This window comes from Variovorax sp. Varisp85 (assembly GCF_047304045.1).
In the GTDB taxonomy this organism is placed as follows: Bacteria; Pseudomonadota; Gammaproteobacteria; order Burkholderiales; family Burkholderiaceae_C; genus Variovorax.
The window spans coordinates 1-14,130 of sequence record NZ_JBGLYN010000106.1; the positions used below are offsets into that span (position 1 = coordinate 1).

At 68.8% G+C, this 14,130-nt stretch carries 12 protein-coding genes; 5 read left to right on the plus strand and 7 right to left on the minus strand.

Annotated elements, in window-relative coordinates; genetic code table 11:
• Positions 1-141: 141 nt before the first annotated feature.
• Positions 142-1,272 (minus strand): ABC transporter substrate-binding protein, encoded by a 1,131-nt coding sequence (locus tag ACCC97_RS27640; protein ID WP_007834667.1) that lies wholly within the window; start codon positions 1,270-1,272, stop codon positions 142-144.
• A 116-nt stretch (positions 1,273-1,388) separates the two neighbouring features.
• Between ACCC97_RS27640 and imuA the strand changes: the two genes are divergently transcribed.
• From imuA to ACCC97_RS27660, 4 genes are all read left to right on the plus strand, one after another.
• Positions 1,389-2,201, plus strand: coding sequence for a translesion DNA synthesis-associated protein ImuA (imuA, locus tag ACCC97_RS27645; protein ID WP_007834669.1), 813 nt, complete (start codon positions 1,389-1,391; stop codon positions 2,199-2,201).
• A complete protein-coding gene (locus ACCC97_RS27650) occupies positions 2,170-3,516 on the plus strand; it encodes a Y-family DNA polymerase (protein WP_413336147.1) in 1,347 nt (448 codons plus the stop codon). Before imuA ends, ACCC97_RS27650 begins: the two co-directional genes overlap by 32 nt.
• Positions 3,509-6,877, plus strand: a complete 3,369-nt coding sequence (locus tag ACCC97_RS27655) for an error-prone DNA polymerase (protein ID WP_413336149.1) — start codon at positions 3,509-3,511, stop codon at positions 6,875-6,877. Before ACCC97_RS27650 ends, ACCC97_RS27655 begins: the two co-directional genes overlap by 8 nt.
• Positions 6,878-6,950: 73 nt before the next feature.
• Positions 6,951-7,871, plus strand: coding sequence for a hypothetical protein (locus ACCC97_RS27660; protein WP_413336151.1), 921 nt, complete (start codon positions 6,951-6,953; stop codon positions 7,869-7,871).
• Positions 7,872-7,895: 24 nt separating this feature from the next.
• Here ACCC97_RS27660 and ACCC97_RS27665 read toward each other — a convergent pair whose 3' ends face one another.
• The 3 genes from ACCC97_RS27665 to ACCC97_RS27675 form a co-directional block, all read right to left on the minus strand.
• Positions 7,896-8,411, minus strand: coding sequence for a 2'-5' RNA ligase family protein (locus ACCC97_RS27665; protein WP_413336153.1), 516 nt, complete (start codon positions 8,409-8,411; stop codon positions 7,896-7,898).
• Between the two features lie 12 nt (positions 8,412-8,423).
• Complete coding sequence (locus ACCC97_RS27670; protein WP_413336155.1) at positions 8,424-8,627, minus strand: hypothetical protein; 204 nt, start codon at positions 8,625-8,627, stop codon at positions 8,424-8,426.
• A 102-nt stretch (positions 8,628-8,729) separates the two neighbouring features.
• Positions 8,730-10,007 (minus strand): SGNH/GDSL hydrolase family protein, encoded by a 1,278-nt coding sequence (locus tag ACCC97_RS27675; protein ID WP_413336157.1) that lies wholly within the window; start codon positions 10,005-10,007, stop codon positions 8,730-8,732.
• Positions 10,008-10,114: 107 nt separating this feature from the next.
• Between ACCC97_RS27675 and ACCC97_RS27680 the strand changes: the two genes are divergently transcribed.
• A complete protein-coding gene (locus ACCC97_RS27680; RefSeq protein ID WP_413336159.1) occupies positions 10,115-11,107 on the plus strand; it encodes a LysR substrate-binding domain-containing protein in 993 nt (330 codons plus the stop codon).
• Here ACCC97_RS27680 and ACCC97_RS27685 read toward each other — a convergent pair.
• Genes ACCC97_RS27685 through ACCC97_RS27695 form a run of 3 tightly spaced genes read right to left on the minus strand, consistent with a single transcriptional unit; the run spans position 11,083 to position 13,930 of the window.
• Positions 11,083-11,367, minus strand: coding sequence for a hypothetical protein (locus ACCC97_RS27685; protein WP_007834682.1), 285 nt, complete (start codon positions 11,365-11,367; stop codon positions 11,083-11,085). The two genes, ACCC97_RS27680 and ACCC97_RS27685, sit on opposite strands and share 25 nt — an antisense overlap.
• Positions 11,368-11,411: 44 nt before the next feature.
• Positions 11,412-12,938 carry an amidase gene (locus tag ACCC97_RS27690; protein WP_413336162.1) on the minus strand — a complete coding sequence of 509 codons (1,527 nt, stop codon included), beginning with the start codon at positions 12,936-12,938 and terminating at the stop codon, positions 11,412-11,414.
• 8 nt (positions 12,939-12,946) lie between these two features.
• Complete coding sequence (locus ACCC97_RS27695; protein ID WP_413336161.1) at positions 12,947-13,930, minus strand: Bug family tripartite tricarboxylate transporter substrate binding protein; 984 nt, start codon at positions 13,928-13,930, stop codon at positions 12,947-12,949.
• Between the last annotated feature and the right edge of the window lie 200 nt (positions 13,931-14,130).

Sequence of the window (14,130 nt, forward strand, 5' to 3'; positions counted from 1 at the left end):
GTGCGACGCTCGCACGCAGCAGCCGGGCGCGCGTGAAAGCGGGGAGGTGGGGCTCGTTCGTGAAAGGCGTCGTCACGGACGAAATTCTGCGCCGACAGGTTTCGGCTTGGAGCCTGTCGGGGCCAGCGGCAGGCAAGGCCCTCAGCGCAGGTAGCGCCCGTCGGCCTTCAGCATCGACAGCTCGGAGAAGGTGAGGCCGCGGTGCTCGCCGGGCCGGTACGACACCGCAATGCCGCCGATGTCGAGCGTCTTGAACGACTCGAGGCCCTTCTGCAGCGATTCCGGCGTCGGGTTCGCCCCGGCGCGTTTCAGGCCTTCGACCATGACCTTCGCCGCAACATAGCCCTCGAGGCTGGCATAGCCGAACTCGGTCGCGCCGATCTTCTTCATGGCCGCCTGGTACTCGGCAATCACCGGCATTGCGCTGTTCCACGGATAGGGCACGACCTGCGAGATGACCACCCCGGCAGCGTCCTTCTTGATGTCCTGGAACAGCTTCTGCCCGTTCAGGAAGGAGAACGAGTAGAAGGCCGTCTCGCCGCCCGTCGCGCGGTAGGCCGTGATGAACTTCGCCGCCACCTCGTTGGTGGCTGCCAGCACCACCGCCTTGGGCTTGAGCTTGGCCAGCTCGGCGGCGCGCTCGGCGGCGTCGGAGCCGTCGTTCTTGATCGCCACGCTGCCGGCCATCTTCTCGCCGCGCTCGGCAATGAACTTCTGCGTGCTTTCCAGCGCCGACCGTGCGCCCGGGTTGTCGTTGTGGGCGAAGGCGATGCGCGAGAGGCCGATCGTGTAGAGGTGGTTCACGATGCGGCTGTATTCCTCGTCGAAGCTGATGCGCACCGGGAAGCCGTATTCGGTGGGCTTCACCACCGGGCCAGAACCCGAGTAGGGCCCGACGATGGGAACCTTGAGTTCGTTGGCCGCCTTGATCGCGCCGATCGACGACGAAGTGCCGATGGGCATCAGCACGCCGATGGCGCCGTCCTTCACGAAGGTCTTGACGTTCTCGGCGCCCTTGGCGGGGTCGTAGGCGTCGTCGAGCTGGCGCAGCTCGACCGGCCGGCCGTTGATGCCGCCGTTCGCGTTCACCGCGGCGAACATGGCACGGATGCCGAGCAGGGGCTCGGGCGACAGGGACGCCAGCGGCCCCGTCTGCACGTAGGTCTGGCCGATCAGGAGCGGCTTGGTCTGCGCCTGCACCGCAGACGGAAGCCCCAGGACAGTGGAGAGAGCGACGAAGGCCGAAGCCAGCAGATGAATCTTTTTGTGCATGTTGGTAACTTAGTGTTAGCGACTCCATCTTAAGGCGATGGCCCTGCGAGGTAAATCGGGTCTTTGGTTGCGGCCTGGAGAGTACTGTATAAAAATACAGTTAACAGTCTTCACCCATGGGCCTCCCTTTCCTCGACTCCTTTTCCGCTGCCGCGGGCCGCGGCGTCTGGCATGCCGACGAACTCGGCCTGGCCGACGCGCAGGTCACCGCCACCGGCCACGCCGCGCTCGATGCGCAGCTGCCGGGCGGCGGCTGGCCGGTGGGCGCGATGACGGAACTGCTGCAGGGCGCACCCGAGGCCCATGTCTGGCGGCTGCTGCTGCCCGCGCTGGCGCAGGCGGTGCAGGCGCGCGGCGGGCCGGTGGTGCTGGTCGGCGCGCCTTATGAACCCTGCGGGCCGTCGCTCGCGGCGCAGGGGCTGCCGGTGGAAGCGCTGATGTGGGTCAGGAGCGAGGCTCCGGCCGCGCGGCTGTGGGCCTGCGAGCAGGCGCTGCGCTGCGCGGACATCGCCGCCGTCGTGGCCTGGCTGCCGCAGGCGCGGGTGGGCGAATTGCGGCGGTTGCAGCTGGCGGCCGCGCAGCACGAGGTGCTGCTGTTCGTGTGCCGGCCCGAATCGGCCGCGCGGTCGGCCTCGCCGGCGCGGCTGCGCATCCGCGCCGGGCGCTGCGAATCGGATGCGTCGCAGATCGAGCTGCACATCCTCAAGCGCCGCGGCCCGCCGCTGGCCGCGCCGGTGATGCTGCCGGCGCGCAACGAACGCATGGCCGCGCTGCTGGCCGCCGCCCGGCTGCGGCGCAAGTTGCGGTTGCAGCAGTCGGGCACGGTGCCGGCCGGCGAGACGGCAGCGTCTTCGGCGACCGTGGTGCGCATCGACGCGTGGAAAGGAGGAGGCCCGGATGCACTGGATCGCCTTGCAGTGGTTGCCTGACGCCGACACGCCCGACGCTCCCACGCTGCCCACGCCCGAATCGCTGGGCTGGTGGGCGCTGCAGTACACCCCGCACGTCGCCTGGCAGGACGAAGCGCTGATGCTTGAAGTCTCCGCCTGCGAGCGCCTGTGGGGCGGGCGGCTGCAGCTGATGCGCCAGTTGCTGGCCGCCAACCCCGCGCCCGATGTGCGCATGCTGGGCGCGCAGGGCGCCACGAGCCTGATCGCGCTGGCGCGGCTGCGCCTGTTCGAGCGCGACGAGAACAGGCCCCAGGACATTCCGGCCGGCCTGCCGCTCGACACCCTGAGCGCCGCGCGTGAGCACCTCGACCTGCTCGCGCGCCTGGGCTGCCGCACCTGGGGCGATGTGGCGGCACTGCCGCGCGGCGGCCTCACGCGGCGCTTCGGCACTGGCTTGCGCGAGGCGCTCGACGCCGCCTGGGGCCTGCGCCCCGAAAGCCATGCCTGGCTCACGCTGCCCGACGTGTTCGAGCAGAAGCTCGAGCTGCCCGCGCTGGCCGAGACCGCGCCCGAACTCATGTGGTCGGCCAACCGGCTGCTGTCGGCCCTGCAGATCTGGCTGCGCGCCCGCCAGCGCGGTGCGCGCGCGCTCGAGCTGCAATGGACGCTCGACCTCAAGCGCTTCAACGGCGTGAACCTGCCGCCGCACCAGCAGGTCACCGTGCGCACGGCCGAGCCCACGCAGGACATGGCGCACCTGCGCCGCCTGCTGTCGGAAAAGCTCGCCCTCACCACGCTGGCCGCGCCCGCGAGCTGGCTCAGGCTGCGCACGCTCGAAACCGATCCGTGGGCCGGCGCCAGCACCAGCTTCCTGCCGGAGGACAACCGCAAGGGCGACAGGCTGCACGAGATGGTCGAGCGGCTCAGCGTGCGGCTCGGAGCGCAGCAGGTGGTGGTGCCGGCGGCGCAGGCCGATCACCGGCCCGAGCGCAAGCAGGCATGGCGTCCCGCGCTGCAGAAGGAGAACGCGCCCGCCAAGGCCCGCAAGGACGAAAAAGCCGCAGACTCGCAGCCCGATGCCATCTATCCACCGTGGCTGTTGCCCGAGCCGCTGCTGCTCGAGATGGACGGCGAGCGCCCGTGCTACCGCGGCCCGCTGAGCAGGCTGATCGGGCCGCAGCGTGTCGAGGCCGGCTGGTGGGGCGACAAGGAAGACGGCGGCCAGCCTGCCATGCGCGACTACTACGTCGCCGAAAGCCCCGAAGCCGGCCTGGTGTGGATCTTCCGCGAGCGGCCCTCTGCCCGTTTTTCGTCCGGCGAGGTGCGCTGGTACCTGCAGGGGTTCTATGCCTGACCTGAGCGGCAAGCAACTGCGTGGACGCAACTCGGCGAAGCTGCATGCGCTGCCCTTGCCGCTGCGCGGGAAGCCCACATTCACGCTGCCCGACTACGCCGAGCTGCATTGCCTCACCCACTTCAGCTTCCAGCGCGGCGCCTCGACGCCGGAGGAAATGGTGGAGCGCGCCTACCAGCTCGGCTACACGGCCTTGGCCATCACCGACGAATGCTCGGTGGCGGGCATCGTGCGCGCGCATGTGGCCCTGCGCGACCTGCCTGCGAAGCTGGACGAGTACGAGCGCGAACATCCCGATGCGCCGCCGATTCCGCGCAATCCCGGTTTCCGCCTGCTGTTCGGCAGCGAGTTCCAGTTCGAGCGCTTCAGGCTCGTGGTGATCGCGAACGGCACCGAAGGCTGGGGCAATCTCTGCGAGTTCATCACCGCCGCACGCAACACCGAACTGCCCAAGGGCGAGTACCGCGTGAGCTGGGAAGACAGCGACATGGCCTCGCTGCGGGACTGCCAGGTTCTTTTCGTACCGCAGCGCAACCCCGGCGGCGCGATGGACACGGCGACGCTGCACGAAGACCTGTCGGCCGCCAGGGCGCTGTATGGCGCGAATCTCTGGCTGGCCGTGGAGCTGTTCAACGAACTCGACGACGATCTCTGGTTCGTCACGCTGATGCAGGCGGGCGAAGAGGCCGGCGTGCCGCTGGTGGCGGCCGGCGACGTGCACATGCATGCGCGTTCGTGCAAGCCGCTGCACGACGTGCTGACGGCCGTGCGCGAAGGCCGGACCGTGGCCGAATGCGGCTTTGCGCTGCAGCCGAATGCCGAACGGCACCTGCGCCCGCGCATGCGGCTGGCCGATCTCTACCTGCCGCAGATGCTGGCGAACACGCTGGTGGTGGCCGGTCGGTGCAGCTTCGATCCCGAGGTGATCCGCGAAAACTACAAGTACCCGCTGGAAAGCGTGGGCAGCCATGAAACACCGGCGCAGACGCTGGTGCGAAAGACGTGGGAGGGCGCGCAGGTCCGCTATCCCCAGGGCGTTCCCGACGTGGTGCGGGCGCAGGTGCAGAAAGAGCTCGACCTGATCCTCGAACTCGAATACGAGATGTTCTTCCTCACCGTGGAAGACATCGTGCGCTTCGCGCGCTCGGAGCACATCCTCTGCCAGGGGCGCGGGTCGTCGGCCAATTCCGCAGTCTGCTATTGCCTGGGCATCACCGCGATCAACCCCGAGAAGGGCCACCTGCTGTTCGAGCGCTTCCTGAGTCGCCACCGCCGCGAGCCGCCCGACATCGACGTCGACTTCGAGCACCAGCGGCGCGAAGAGGTCATCCAGTACATCTACAGGAAGTACGGTCGCGAGCGCGCCGCCATCGCGGCCGTCGTCATCTGCTACCGCTCGCGCAGCGCGTTGCGCGATGTGGGCAAGGCCATCGGCATCGACGAGCGGCTGATCGACGAGTTCGCGAAAGACCACTACTGGTTCGACGACACCGTGCTCGGCGAGCAGCTGCGCCAGGCGGCCGCACGCGTGGGCGTGGAGGAAGACGAACTCAAGCTGGTGCAATGGATCGAGATGACGCAGCGGCTCAAGGGCTTTCCGCGCCACCTGAGCCAGCACGTGGGCGGCTTCGTGCTCACGCATACGAAGCTCACGCGGCTGGTGCCGGTCGAGAAGGCCTCGATGAAAGACCGCTCCGTCATCCAGTGGGAGAAGGACGACCTCGAAGCCATGGGCATGCTCAAGGTCGACGTGCTCGCGCTCGGCATGCTCAGCGCGATCCGCAGGGGACTCGACCACATGAACCGCTGGCGCAACTCGGCGATCGAGATGCATCACATCCCCAACGACGACCAGAATGTGTTCGACATGATCTGCGATGCCGACACCATCGGCGTGTTCCAGATCGAGAGCCGGGCGCAGATGTCGATGCTGCCGCGCCTGAAGCCGCGCACTTATGAAGACCTCGTGATCGAGGTCGCCATCGTGCGGCCGGGGCCGATACAGGGCGGCATGGTGCATCCGTATCTCAAGCAGCGGGAGCGGAAGCGCAACGAGCTGCCCATCCACTACGAGAAAGAAGAGCTTCGCCCCGCGCTGGAGCGCACGCTGGGCATCCCGATCTTCCAGGAGCAGGTGATGCAGATCGCGATGATCGCGGCCAAGTTCACTGCCGACGAGGCCGATCAATTGCGCCGCGCCATGGCCGCGTGGAAGCGCAAGGGCGGCCTGGGCAAGTTTCACGACAAGCTCGTGGATGGCATGGTCGATAACGGCTACAAGGCCAGCTTCGCCGAAGCCATCTTCAAGCAGGTCATGGGCTTCGGCGACTACGGTTTCCCCGAAAGCCACGCCGCCAGCTTCGCGCTGCTGGTCACGATCAGCAGCTGGCTCAAGAACTACGAGCCGGCCTGCTTCCTCGCGGCATTGCTCGATTCGCAGCCGATGGGCTTCTACAGCCCCTCGCAGCTCGTGCAGGACGCGCGGCGCCATGGCGTGGAAGTGCGTCCGGTCGACGTCACGAAGAGCGAGATGGACACCACGCTCGAAGCCCGCGCGCTCGATGCGCCGCGCATGCCGACGGGCACCGATGCGCGCTACGCCGATCGCCTGGGCAACGAGAACCAGCCCGCGGTGCGGCTCGGCCTGAAACGGATCTCGAGCCTCAGCGAGCAGGGCGCCAAGCGACTGCTCGAGGCGCGTGCGCAGGCGCCTTTCACCAGCACCGAAGACCTTGCCCTGCGCGCTGAACTCGATGGCAAGGACATGGCCGCGCTGGCCGCGGCCGATGCACTGATGTCGCTCTCGGGCCATCGGCGCCAGCAGGTGTGGGACGCCACCGCCACCCGTGGCATGGGGAGCCGCGCCCCGGCCCTGCTCAAGGGCGTGCCGATCCACGAACAGGCGCTGCTGCTGCCGGCCGCGCCGGAGGGCGAGGAGATCGTCGGCGACTATGCGGCGCTCGGCCTCACGCTGCGCCGCCATCCGCTCGCGCTGCTGCGCCCGCGCCTCGCGCGCATGAAGCTCATGAGCGCGGAGCAACTGCGTGCGCAGCCCAGCGGCCAGACCGTGCGCGCCTGCGGCATCGTCAAGGGGCGCCAGCGGCCCGGAACCGCCAACGGCACCATCTTCGTCACGCTGGAGGACGAGACCGGCAACGTCAACGTGATCGTCTGGAGCCATGTCATCGAAGCCTGGCGCGAGCCGCTGCTGAAGTCGCACCTGCTCGCGGTGCAGGGCACATGGCAGCGCGACGACGACAGCGGCGGCAAGGTGCAGCACCTGATCGCCACCGGTTTCAAGGACCTGACGCCGCTCATGGGCCGGCTCGCGCAGAGCAACACCAGCCGCGACTTCCATTGACGGGCAAGGGCGAATGCAACCGATCGTTCCATGCCTCGCGCACCCCTCGACTTTTCGCTAACCTGTTTCTCCCATGTCCGCACTCGCTCTTGACTCCGTCGTCGACACGCCGATCGGCCCACCGCCGCCCGCGCCCGACGTGCCCATACCCGTGCCGCCGCCACCGCCGCCCGGACTTCCGCCCGAGGGCGATCCGCCACCCGCGGAGCCGCCGTTCACCGATCCCGGTTTTCCGCCACCCGTGGTGGAGCCTCCGCCGCCCATACAGAGAACCGGCGAGGTGCCGTTCGGAAAACTGCATGCGCGGCGGCTGCGCGAGATCTACCGATCCGCGGGGTGGCCCTGCTGCGATGCCATCGAGGTCGAACTGCTGGCGGGCGGTTATCTGGAGCGCGTGCGCACGCCGCACGGCCACGAGACGCTGCGCGTGACCGACGCCGGCATTGCGCGCATCGCCACCACGCTCACCATCAACCGCGCGGCGCTGTCGCCGCACGAGGCATTGGTCGAACGCGTGGCGCGCGAGATGACGCGCGGCGGCCGCGTCGCGTGGCGCGGCCTCGGCCTGCGGGCTCGTCTGCCGCCGCTGGAAGAGGGCGGCAAGCCGCGCTGGTGCGTTGCGCGGCCCGATGTGTTCTCGATCCGCAATACCAGCGTCGAGGCCTATGCGCACCCCATCGTGCACGAGGTGAAGGTGAGCCGCGCCGACCTGCTGGGCGACCTGCGCAAGCCCGACAAGCGCGCGGCCTACCTCGACCTGGGCGGCGAGTGCTGGTACGTGCTGGGCAACGACGCGAAAGGCCGCTGCATCGCCACGCCCGAGGAGGTGCCGGCCGAGTGCGGCGTGATGGTGCTCGAGGGCGATCGCCTCGTGGTGGCACGCGCGGCCGTGCATCGCGCGTTCGATCGCATTCCGTTTGCGGTGTGGCTTGCGCTGGCCAAGGCGCAGCCGGTCGAGGGCTTCGAGGACGACGCGCAGGACATGCTGATCTGAGCCGTTTCCGTTTCCTTGCGCAGTTCAGTGCAGGGGATAGGAGCCCAGCAGCTCGTGGCGGAACGGGGACGTGAAATGCGAGCGCACCAGGCGGAACTCGGTCGCCGTCCAGCGGATCGGGGTCCGCAATGTGGGCCCTGCGGCATGCTCCGAGTGCCGTGCGATCGTGATGTGCGGTGTCCACACGTGAACCAGAAGGGGAAAGCCGGCCCGCAGCAGCACGTGGGTGATGTCGCGCTGAAGGCGTCGCAATCCTTCGTGCTCGGACAACTGCATCACCGAGACATTGTTCGACCAGGTGCATGAGCGGTCGAGCGTGAGCTCCAGCGGCTGCATGGACACTTCGGCGAGCGCGGCACGCAGCCGTTGCTCGGCGTCTTCCCGCTGGTCGTCGAGGTACTGAAGCGTCAGGTGCAGGCGTTCCTGGGGCGGAAAGGAGCAGCCGCGGGGCCACAACCAGTCCTTGCGGTGAGTCTCGATGTCGACCTGGACTTCCCTGGTGGGAAAAAGCCCGATGAGAAGCTGTCTGCGAGCAGCCATTGCGCACCTCCATCAGGATTCGGATGGCCACCAATTCTCGGCCGTCGTGCGGATCACGCGCGCCGCCTGGACGCGAATGTCGTCCCTGTCGCGGGCTACCTTGAAGGGCCAGGTCGAAATCCGGCCAGCGGGAGAGCGGGAGCGGGCCTGCAACGGGTGCAGCCGGGAGAAAAAAAGAACCTGCGCAGAGGGCGCAGGCGGATTGGCGGTGGTCATGGTCGTCGCCTTGAAGTTGTTCTCGGAGACGACGAATTCTAGGGAAATACTGTGTTTGTGTACAGTATGTTTCCGGGCTTGCAAGCCCTGAGGAAGGCTGCTCTAAGGCTGGACGGGTGCGCCGAGCAGGGCGTCCAGGTCGATGGCCGCCGCCATCGCCTTGTAGCCGGCATCGCCCGGATGCAGGTGGTCGCCCGAGTCCATTGCCGCCTTCAACCGCGAGGGGCGGGCCGGGTCGCGCAGCAGCGCATCGAAGTCGACTACCGCGTCGAACACCTTGCTCTCGCGAATCCAGCGGTTCACGGCCTGGCGCACCTTGTCCTTGTCGGGCGAGTAGTGGCCTTCGAGCGGCGTGCCTTCCAGCGCGCGCTCGGTCGGCGCGATGGTGCCGGCCGTGATGCGCACGTTGTGGGCATGGGCCATCTCGACCAGTTGCCGCAGGCCCTGGATGACGGCTTGCGCGCTCACCGCGGGCTCGTCCGGTGCGAAGGGGCCGCCGGGCCAGCCGATGTCGTTGGTGCCCAGCAGCACGACCATGGCGCGCACGCCGGGCTGGCTGAACACGTCGCGGCCCGCGCGCTCCAGGCCGGCACGGCCCATGCCGTCCTTCAGCAGGCGGCCGCCGGAGATGCCGGCGTTCAGCACCGCGACGTTGCGGCCCGCCAGCCGCTCGGCCAGCGCGTCGGGCCAGCGGGTGTTGGCGCCGGGCGTGGAGCCGTTGCCGTCGGTCAGCGAATCGCCGAGGGTGACGACGGTGATGGGTGGCTGCTGCGTCTCGACCATGAGGCCGCTCACGTAGACGCGGGTGCTCCACGCGGTGGCCCTGGCAGGCAGGTGCTGCGCCGCGCTCAGGTCGCCGTCGGCCACGTAGGCTGTCTGGCGTGCATCGAAATGAAAGCCCGCGGGCTGGCTGGGCTGCGGCAGGTAGAGCGACACGGCCACCTCGGCGAGTGCAGGCAGGGCAATGTCCACCGGGTCGCTGACCAGCCGCGCGCCGGGCGGGATGGTGACTTCGGTCTGCCCGCCGAAGCGCAGCGGCCGGTCGCTGCCTTCGACGACCGCCGAGCCCTCGGCATGCCGCGCCAAGCGCGCCGCGCCGATGTGCAGCGGTGTGGTGCCGCCTTCGTTGCTGATCGCCACGCGCAGCCGCGAGCCACCGATGCTCAGCCGCGCCACCTGCCGCAGGGTCTGCCGGTTGAACTGGAACGGCAGGCCGGTGGGCAGCACGAAGTCGCCGCTCCAGATCGGCTGCGTGCTGGACATCCAGCTGGGGCTCCAGTGCGCGGCGGCCGGTTCGGCCACCGAGCCGGCAGCCATGCCGGCCAGGGTGAGTGCGAGGGCGCCGTGGCGCAGGATCGATGCGAATTTCGGGGTTGTCATGGGAGTCCTTCGATGAGCGGTGAAGCCAGGACTCGACTTTCTTTCATGCGCATCCGGATGGGTAGACGGCAGAATGGCATGCAGACCATTCCATATTTGAATACACCATGGACACCTTGCGCGCCCTCGAAGCCTTCGTGCACAGCGTGGAGCTGGGCAGCCTCTCGGGCGCGGCCCGCGCGCTCGGCACCACGCAGCCGACCGTCAGCAAGCTGGTCGCGGGACTGGAACGCTCGCTCGGGGTGCGCCTGCTGCGGCGCACGGCGGCCGGCCTGAGCCTGACGGAGGAGGGGCAGCGCTTTCACGAGCGCGCACGGCGCATGCTGGAGGACTACGGCGACGCGGTGTCCGATGCACGCGAAGGCATCCAGCAGCCGCGCGGCCTGCTGCGCATGAGCGCGCCGGTGACGATGGGGCAGCGGCATCTCAATGCAATGGCGCTGGAGTTCCTGGGCCTGTATCCGGACATCGAACTGGAGCTGGTGCTCGACGACCGCTTCGTCGATCCGCTGGAGGAGCGCATCGACGTGTCGCTGCGCGTCGGCGGCGCCTTGCCGCCCGACCTCGTTGCCCGCCACCTGGGCACGTGGCCGCGCGTGCTGGTCGCCTCGCCCGAGTACATCGCGGCGCGCGGCAGGCCGCGCAAGCCGCAGGACCTGCTGGCGCACGACTACCTGCGCTATGCGTCAGGCGACGACGGCGTGCTGCTGCAAGGCCCTGAAGGCTCCGTCACGGTGCCGGTGCGCAGCCGCTACCGTGTGAACAACGCGGTGGCTTTGCTCGACAGCGTGCTCGGCGGCGCAGGCATTTCGCTGCAGCCCACCTGGATGGTGGCCGACCTGCTCGCGCAAGGCCGGCTGGTGCGCGTGCTGGGCCGGCACACCGGGCCGCCGCAGGAGGCGCACCTGCTGTATGCCCCGCGTCGCCAACTGCCGCTGCGGGTGCACGTGCTGGTGGACTTTCTGTCGGAGCGGGTGGCGAAGCTGCCGGGCGCCTCCCGCGCGGCTGTTTCGTCTGCTGGGTTCAGTGGCAGCCGCAGGCCGGCTCCCGAGCCGTTGCAAAAGAAGACGGCAGGTCAGTCGAGGCGGATCTCGAAGTAGGCCTCGTCGGCTTCGCCCAGCGCACGGAAGCCCGCGGTCTTCGCGGCTTCGTAGGCCTTGGCCCAGGTGGCGGCCAGTGCGAGTTCGTCCTTGGTGAGTTCGTCGGCGCTGGACTCGCTGGCGTTCTCGAATGCCTTCAGCGCAGGTTCGACGCCGTCGCCCAGCAGCTTGTCGAGTTCACGGCGAAAGCGCGACTCCGCGGTGGCGATGACGTCGGCCGGGGCGTCGGGAAAGTCGACCAGTTTCACGGTGTAGCTCATGGCCGGATGCTACGTGATGTGGGTGCAGGGAGCGGCCCCTTCGCTCAGACGACCGACACAGCGGCGGCCCCCGCGGCGCGGTTGTCGAAGATCGGCGGCGTCTTGACGATCGACGTGAGCGCGGGTACGGCCGCGCGCAGCGAGGCCAGGTCGGGGCGCGGACGGCGCAGCTGCGCATCCGGGGAGAACGCCGCCTCCATGGCATGCGCCGCACCCAGCACCTGATGGTCGGCCCTGAACCCGCCCACGATCTGCAGCCCGAACGGCATGCCTGCGTGGTCGAGGCCGCAGGGCAGCGAAATCGCCGGGTGCGTCGTCAGCGTGACCACGTAGGTCAGCGCGAGCCAGCGGTAGTAATTGGCCTGCGTCTCGCCATTGATGGTGTCGGCGTACAGCTGTGTCCACGGGAAGGGCGAGACCGGCGTGGTCGGCGACAGCACCAGGTCGTAGTCGGCGAAGGTCGCCTGGAAGCGCTTCAGGAGCCGGGTCTGCTCGGCCTGCGCCCAGGCGCTGTCGAGCAGGCTCATGCGTGCGCCCATCTCGTAGTTGGCGCGCGGGTTGGGGCCCAGGCTGTTCGGGTCGCGCTCGTAGGCTGCCTGCATGCCCGCCACGAAGGCCTCGGCGCGCAGCACGTCGAAGCAGCGATGCGCTTCGCCCATGTCGAACTCGACCTTGTCGCAGCGGCGAAACAGGTGCCGCATGGCCTCGATCTTCCGGCGGAAGGTGGCGCGGATGCCGTCGTCCACCGCGCAGGTGCCGAAGTCCTCGGTCCACGCCACGCGCAGGTTGGCCAGGTCGACGCGCTCCGGCACGAGAAATGACTGCGGGTCCAGTGGATAGCTCAGCGGGTCGCCGGCGTTCGCGCCCGCGGACGCCGCCAGTTGCAGGCAGGCGTCTTCCACCGTGCGGCCCATCGGGCCGACCACCGAGATCGGCGTCCAGCCCAGCGGCTTGCGCACGCTCGGCACGATGCCCGGCGAGGGACGGAAGCCCACCACGCCGCACTTGGCTGCTGGAATGCGCAGCGAGCCGCCGGTGTCGGAGCCCGTGCACACGGGCAGCATGTCGCAGGCCAGAGCGGCCGCCGAGCCGCCGGACGAGCCGCCGGCATTCAGGTTCGGGTTGAAGGGGTTGCCGGTGGCACCCCACACGTCATTGCGCGAGTTGGCGCCCGCGCCCATCTCGGGCACGTTGGTCTTGCCCGCCACGATGGCGCCCGCGCGGCGCAGCCGGGCCACGAGCTCGATGTCTTCCGTCGGCACGTGGTCGCGGTAGATCGCCGAGCCCCAGGTCGTGAGCAGGCCCTCGGTGGGCTCCAGGTCTTTCACGCCAAGCGGCAGGCCATGCAGCAGGCCGAGCGTGTCGCCGCGCAGGACGGCGCTTTCCGCCGCCTTGGCCTCGGCGCGCGCGCGCTCGAAGCAGGTGGCGGTCACCGCGTTGACGAAGGGGTTCACGCGCTCGATCCGCGCGATGCACGCCTCCAGCAGTTCGACGGGCGAGACCGCCTTGCTGCCGATGAGGCGGCGGAGTTCGACGGCGGACTTCTCGACGAGCTCCGTGCCGGTGTTCATGTGATTCATCAGTCGGCAGTGATGTTGGCGCGCGCCGCAACCGCGCGCATCAGGGGCAATTCACGGGTGATCAGCTCGCTCGCCGCGGCGGCGTTGCTGTAGGTCGGCTCCAGGCCCTGGCCCAGCAGCTTGGTGCGTGTGTCGGGGTCGGCGATGGTCACGGCCAGCGCCTTCTCGAGCTTGGCCTTGACGTCGGCGGGCAGGCCCTTCGGCCCCGCCACCATCAGCCACGAGTCCATGTCGATGCCGGCGTAGCCGCTCTCGGCGAAGGTGGGCACGTCGGGCAGCAGCGCGGAACGCTTCGCGGTGGTCAGTGCAATGGCCTTGATCTTGCCGCTCTTGAGCTGGGGGATTGCCGCGCTCACGGTATCGATGCTGAACGGGATCTGGCCGCCCATCAGGTCGGTCATTGCGGGGGCGCTGCCCTTGTAGGGCACGTGCGTCATCTTCAGGCCGGTCGCATGCAGCATGGTCTCGCCGGCGAACTGGGCGGTCGTTCCGGTGCCGTAGGAGCCGTACGAGTATTTGCCCGGCGAGGCCTTCACGTAATCGACGAACTGCTTCACCGTCTGCACCGGCACCTCGCTGTTGGCCAGCAGGATCAGCGCGACGCGCCCCGCGATGCCGATCGGCTCGAAGCTCTTCACGGGGTCGTAGGGCAGGTTGGAGCGGATCGCCGGGTTGACGGTGAATGTGGAGCCCGAGCTGATCAGCAGCGTGTAGCCGTCGGGGGCCGCTTTCGCCACATAGCTTGCGCCGACGACCGTGCCTGCGCCAGCGCGGTTCTCGATGACGACGGGCTGGCCGAGCTCCTTGCCGAGCCGCTGCGCGATCACCCGGCCGTTGACGTCCGTCGCGCCGCCGGGCGGGAAGGGAATCACCAGCGTGATGGGGCGCGACGGGAAACCCGTGTCCGCGGCGAGGGCGGCCAGCGGTGCAAGACCAAGGCAGGACAGCAGCGCCGTGCCGACCATGAGCGGGAGACGGTTCATCGGGAGACTCCTGGAGCTAGGGGGATGAGTTCATCCTAGGAGTGGCGGGGCGCTGCTACAAGCGCAATGTTTAGAATTGTCGATTTGCGCTTAGGCAATAGACCCCGGCCGCGTGTGGGCGCCCCCACCCGGGAATCCATGGGGATTGGCGCCGTGCGGGGAAACGCGGGGCCGTTCGTTTTAGAGGTTGTGGAGACCGG

Excerpts from the sequence above, each read along its gene's own strand:
- ACCC97_RS27640 (WP_007834667.1), bottom strand. The coding sequence starts at position 1,272 with ATGCACAAAAAGATTCATCTGCTGGCTTCGGCCTTCGTCGCTCTCTCC.
- imuA (WP_007834669.1), top strand. The coding sequence starts at position 1,389 with ATGGGCCTCCCTTTCCTCGACTCCTTTTCCGCTGCCGCGGGCCGCGGC.
- ACCC97_RS27650 (WP_413336147.1), top strand. The coding sequence starts at position 2,170 with ATGCACTGGATCGCCTTGCAGTGGTTGCCTGACGCCGACACGCCCGAC.
- ACCC97_RS27655 (WP_413336149.1), top strand. The coding sequence starts at position 3,509 with ATGCCTGACCTGAGCGGCAAGCAACTGCGTGGACGCAACTCGGCGAAG.
- ACCC97_RS27660 (WP_413336151.1), top strand. The coding sequence starts at position 6,951 with ATGTCCGCACTCGCTCTTGACTCCGTCGTCGACACGCCGATCGGCCCA.
- ACCC97_RS27665 (WP_413336153.1), bottom strand. The coding sequence starts at position 8,411 with ATGGCTGCTCGCAGACAGCTTCTCATCGGGCTTTTTCCCACCAGGGAA.
- ACCC97_RS27670 (WP_413336155.1), bottom strand. The coding sequence starts at position 8,627 with ATGACCACCGCCAATCCGCCTGCGCCCTCTGCGCAGGTTCTTTTTTTC.
- ACCC97_RS27675 (WP_413336157.1), bottom strand. The coding sequence starts at position 10,007 with ATGACAACCCCGAAATTCGCATCGATCCTGCGCCACGGCGCCCTCGCA.
- ACCC97_RS27680 (WP_413336159.1), top strand. The coding sequence starts at position 10,115 with ATGGACACCTTGCGCGCCCTCGAAGCCTTCGTGCACAGCGTGGAGCTG.
- ACCC97_RS27685 (WP_007834682.1), bottom strand. The coding sequence starts at position 11,367 with ATGAGCTACACCGTGAAACTGGTCGACTTTCCCGACGCCCCGGCCGAC.
- ACCC97_RS27690 (WP_413336162.1), bottom strand. The coding sequence starts at position 12,938 with ATGAACACCGGCACGGAGCTCGTCGAGAAGTCCGCCGTCGAACTCCGC.
- ACCC97_RS27695 (WP_413336161.1), bottom strand. The coding sequence starts at position 13,930 with ATGAACCGTCTCCCGCTCATGGTCGGCACGGCGCTGCTGTCCTGCCTT.